We start from the raw sequence: 2,387 nt of genomic DNA on the forward strand, positions 1-2,387 counted from the left end.
AGCCATCCCATCGCTCAACAAGATGATGGTTCTTGAGCTGGCACGATGTGAATACGTCGAGCGGCGTGAGAACATTATCGCGCTCGGCAACAGCGGCACCGGTAAAACCCATATTGCGCTCGGTCTCGGCCTTGCCGCCTGGGCGCTGTCAGACGAATGCGACGTAGTCTCTGTATGGCATAAAATGGCATAACGGTGCCCCTACTATGCCGCACTAAGTTGCTGCCACTCGGCCAGTGCGGCATTTCTTTGAAGCTTGAATGTTTCTCTGTTGTTTAGGTGGCGCTCATGGTTGAAGTGGTTATGGACTGATGCGTGGATTGAGACGAATTTCTGCAAACTTCGCAGGCGCCTGAATTTCAGCATCGCCTGCTCTCGTCGCCGGAACGGGAGATGGGAGTTCTCACAGCGATTGTTCTTCCACCGGCCAACCTCTTGAACCTCGGCATTTCCAATGGTCTTCATAGCGGCACGATATGATTTCAAACGATCTGTAACAATTTCGTGTGGCCTTCCATATCGCTTCATGATTTTCTTGAGGAATTTCAACGCAGCCTTACGATCTCGCCGCCTGGAAACAAAGGCTTCCAGCACTTCGCCCTCATGATCAACAGCACGCCACAAATAGTGTGTTTCACCATTGATCTTCACAAATACTTCGTCCAGGTGCCATCGCCAGTTGGAATGATTTTGGGGAGGATGAAGTCGTTTCTTCCGGATCTCGCGCGCAAACAGTGGACCAAATCTATTCCACCAATAGCGAACGGTTTCGTGGCAGATATCGATGCCACGCTCATAAAGCAAATCTTCAACATTGCGAAGCGAAAGAGGAAATCGGACATACATCATCACCGCAAGGCGTATGACTTCAGGAGATGTTTTGAAATAGCGAAATGGGTTCTGTTTTGTCATGCTCGGAGGCTAGTCGACGAGCAAATGCCCATCAAGCAATTTTCTTCTGACAGTTCCCTGGTCAGAGAGCTGGATGCCAAAGACATTCGATCAAAGGTCCGGACAACGCTGAAAGGAAGAACCATCGGAGGCCAGCCCTTCAGCCGCGGAGCGCTGTATCATCTGCTGCGAAGCCGTGTCTATCTTGGCGAGGTTCCTCATAAGGATCAGTTCCATCCCGGGCTACATGAGGCCATCATCGATGAGGAACTCTTTGCGGCTGTACAGGCACAGCTGGATGAGAACAGCCGGCGTCGCAAGGCGACCGGAAAGAGCGTTGCAGGGTCGCCCCTGGCAGGGTGTCTCTTCGATACGGACGGCCAACTGATGTCCCCGACCTTTGCCTATGGGCGTGGCGGTAAGCTGTATCGCTATTATGTGTCCACCCCCCTGCAGCGGGGGGCAAAACGGGACCAGCAGGACAACGCACCACGACGTGTCTCGGCGGCAACGCTTGAAAGTCGGTTGATCAAGACACTGACCCGTCTTCTCCCCAACTTGCAGGAGGATCCCTTCGGGCTTGTGAACCGCATCGAGATTCATATCGGATGTGTCGAACTTCTGGTCCCGCTCAAATATCTTAACAAGATCAACGGCAATCTTACGACTGGCGAGCGGGTGCGTCCGGATCCGGCAGAATCGAAATGCCTGCGGTTGACCCTGCCCTGGCGGATGCAGACGCGCGGGGGACGGACTGACATCCTAGTCGGCGATAAAAACACGCCGCAGCCGGACGCCTCTTTGATCAGAGCGCTCCGAAACGCGCATGCGATGCTGGATCAGGATTCAGGAAAAGGGCCCGTCCTGCAGGCAGCCCCCGCCTCTCCCTGGAAACGCAATCTGGTGCGGCTCGCTTTCCTGGCCCCCGATATCCAGCAAATCATCCTCGAAGGGCGGCAGCCGGACCCTCTGACACTGGCCCTATTGATGAAGAACGAGATCCCCCTCCTCTGGTCCGACCAGCGGCGCAAGTTCGGGATTGAAAGCACGCTATAAAATCAGTTCCAGGTCCTAAAGGAAATTCCTTAAATCACCTGTTAACAGGCTTAAAACGCCCTGTTAATCGCAATAACAGGCCCTGTTATGGCCTAAAATCACCCTGTTATGGCGAATAACAGGAAAGTGGCGAATTCCTGCCGTAACTCGCTGATATTACGAAATAAAATATATACTCTGGTGCGAAGGAGCTCCGATATTACCCTGATAACGGGCGTTTTTACATAAAATTCCCTGTTAAATCCTTGATCGAGTCAAACTCACCCTACCATCAGACGGGCAGAGACTGGCGGGCAGATTGGCCCCGAAAGACCGACATCTGACGGCCCAGAGACGCGGGCGAGAGAGGGAATGGCGGCGAATAAGCGCCCTGATACGGGCGGTTGCGTCGCCTCGCCAAATCAGAGACAAATTATCAGGGGTGGGTGGCGGAGGGAGGG

Annotated in this window: 2 protein-coding genes and 1 pseudogene; 2 read left to right on the plus strand and 1 reads right to left on the minus strand. The window is 53.7% G+C overall.

Features of this window, described 5'->3' with window-relative positions; genetic code table 11:
* A pseudogene (locus tag ACESNI_RS12740) lies at positions 1-139 on the plus strand (ATP-binding protein); the annotation flags it as partial.
* A 65-nt stretch (positions 140-204) separates the two neighbouring features.
* Here ACESNI_RS12740 and ACESNI_RS12745 read toward each other — a convergent pair.
* On the minus strand, positions 205-912 hold the full coding sequence (locus ACESNI_RS12745) for an IS6 family transposase (RefSeq protein WP_373087364.1): 708 nt from the start codon (positions 910-912) through the stop codon (positions 205-207).
* 24 nt (positions 913-936) lie between these two features.
* Between ACESNI_RS12745 and ACESNI_RS12750 the strand changes: the two genes are divergently transcribed.
* Positions 937-1,947, plus strand: a complete 1,011-nt coding sequence (locus ACESNI_RS12750) for a recombinase family protein (RefSeq protein ID WP_373087367.1) — start codon at positions 937-939, stop codon at positions 1,945-1,947.
* Positions 1,948-2,387 lie beyond the last annotated feature (440 nt).

Source organism: Sneathiella sp., from assembly GCF_041689005.1.
Taxonomy (GTDB): domain Bacteria; phylum Pseudomonadota; class Alphaproteobacteria; order Sneathiellales; family Sneathiellaceae; genus Sneathiella.